We start from the raw sequence: 2,237 nt of genomic DNA on the forward strand, positions 1-2,237 counted from the left end.
TAAGAGTAAATGTACGGGCAAAGCACCGGAACCTCCGGCAGAAACATCGGAGCCGGAAAAAGAGAAGCCTGCCGGATTGAACCCGGCTGCGATAGTCCTTTTGCTGGCTCTGCTGGGAAGCGGTGGCGTATTTGCCTACTTGAAGCTCGTTAAGAACAAGCCTAAGACCAAGGGCAATGACAGTCTGGACGATTATGATTATGGCGAGGAGGATTCCGAGGAATGGGAAACCGAGGATGAGGAGTCGGACGAGCCGGACGCTGACGGGGGCAGCACAGAAGAAGATGATGAGGACAGTGTGAAATGACCCGTTTCACAGACAGTCCCTATGAACGCATGATGACACGCAGGCCGGAGGGCGGGAAGGAAACTTCCCGTCCTCCTTCTTTACCCCACAGCCACCCCTGCTATGGTTGCGGGAATTATGGAAGACCCTGCGTAGGTATCTGTCACCGGGAAATGTCCCGATGGCTCAAAGAGAGGAGGAACCATCATGGCTCAACATAAATTGGTAATTGCCGAAAAACCATCAGTTGCCCAGAGTTTGGCGGCGGTGATCGGCGCAACCGTCCGTAAGGACGGGTATCTGGAGGGCAACGGCTGGCGTGTCAGCTGGTGCGTGGGCCACCTGGCCGGTCTTGCGGATGCAGACAGCTATGACCCAAAGTATGCCAAGTGGCGATATGATGATCTGCCTATCCTGCCGGAACATTGGCAGATGGTGGTAGGAAAAGATAAGAAAAAGCAGTTTGATATTCTCAAAAAGCTGATGAATGCCCCGGATGTGACGGAAGTGGTAAATGCCTGTGATGCCGGACGCGAGGGCGAGATGATCTTCCGTAGCGTCTATGAGCTGGCAGGTTGCAAGAAGCCGATGAAAAGGCTCTGGATTTCTTCGATGGAAGACTCCGCCATAAGGGAAGGCTTTGCAAACCTGCGCCCCGGTGCGGACTATGACGGACTTCGAGATGCTGCCCTCTGCCGTGCCAAGGCCGACTGGCTGGTGGGGATCAATGCAACAAGGCTTTTTTCCGTGCTGTATCACCGTACCCTCAACATCGGGCGCGTGATGTCCCCAACACTGGCGCTCATTGTCCAGCGAGAAGCTGAGATCGACACCTTTCAGCCGGTTCCCTTTTATACCGTGGCGCTGGAGCTGCCCGGTCTTACCGTATCCGGGGAGCGCATGGCGAATAAGGCCGCTGCCGAGCAGCTGAAAGAAGCCTGTCAGGGTGCAAATGTCACAATCAAAAAGGTGGAGTGCAAGGAAAAGTCCGAAAAGCCGCCTGCCCTCTATGACCTGACTACCCTGCAAAGAGATGCCAACCGCCTGCTTGGATTTACAGCCCAGCAGACCCTGGACTATCTACAAAGCCTGTATGAAAAGAAGCTCTGCACCTATCCCCGTACTGACAGCCGCTATCTGACTGGTGATATGGCAGACAGCCTGCCGGTGCTGGTGAATCTGGTTGCCAATGCTATGCCATTTCGCAAAGGGATCGCCATTACCTGTGATCCGCAGACGGTCATCAACGACAAGAAAGTAACCGACCACCACGCAGTAATCCCTACCAGAAATCTCAAGGATGCAGACCTTTCTGCCCTTCCTGCGGGAGAAAAAGCGGTGCTGGAGCTGATGGCCCTGCGTCTGATGTGCGCCGTAGCCCAGCCCCATATCTATTCGGAAACCGTTGTGATTGCAGCGTGTGCCGGTGGGGAGTTTACCACAAAAGGAAAAACGGTGAAGCACCCCGGATGGAAAGCACTGGAGGACGCTTATCGTGCCAAAATGAAGGATACAGAGCCGAAAAAAGAGGGCGTAGAGAAAGCCCTGCCGGAGCTGACCGAAGGACAGACCCTTTCGGTTTCTGCGGCAATCGTTAAAGAAGGCAAAAGCAGTCCGCCTCAGCACTTTACGGAGGACACCCTATTGTCCGCGATGGAGACTGCCGGAAAAGAGGATCTGCCGGAGGATGCCGAGCGAAAAGGTCTGGGTACACCGGCCACCCGTGCCGGTATTTTGGAAAAGCTGGTATCTGCCGGTTTTCTGGAACGAAAAAAGAGCAGGAAAACAGTGCAGCTTCTCCCTTCCCACGATGCAGTTTCCCTTATCACAGTGCTGCCGGAACAACTGCAATCGCCGCTTCTGACTGCCGAGTGGGAGTACCGCCTGGGAGAGATCGAGCGCGGGCAGCTTGCCCCGGAGGAATTTCTGGCCGGGATCAGCACCATGCTGA

At 54.9% G+C, this 2,237-nt stretch carries 3 protein-coding genes; all 3 read left to right on the top strand.

Going from position 1 to position 2,237, the window contains the following annotated elements; translation table 11 throughout:
- Window positions 1-307, top strand: a 307-nt coding sequence (locus OCV62_RS17510; RefSeq protein ID WP_262588261.1) for a CD1107 family mobile element protein, incomplete at its 5' end; no start/stop codon positions are given.
- Window positions 304-507, top strand: coding sequence for a hypothetical protein (locus tag OCV62_RS17515; RefSeq protein ID WP_009003368.1), 204 nt, complete (start codon window positions 304-306; stop codon window positions 505-507). The genes OCV62_RS17510 and OCV62_RS17515, both read left to right, overlap by 4 nt.
- A partial coding sequence (locus OCV62_RS17520; RefSeq protein ID WP_262588264.1) for a DNA topoisomerase 3 occupies window positions 494-2,237 on the top strand: 1,744 nt, incomplete at its 3' end. The genes OCV62_RS17515 and OCV62_RS17520, both read left to right, overlap by 14 nt.

The sequence above is a fragment of the Gallintestinimicrobium propionicum genome, assembly GCF_025567525.1.
Classification (GTDB): domain Bacteria; phylum Bacillota; class Clostridia; order Lachnospirales; family Lachnospiraceae; genus Gallintestinimicrobium; species Gallintestinimicrobium propionicum.

Bases quoted from the DNA above. Each gene is read 5' to 3' on its own strand.
- OCV62_RS17515 (WP_009003368.1), top strand. From the start codon at position 304: ATGACCCGTTTCACAGACAGTCCCTATGAACGCATGATGACACGCAGG.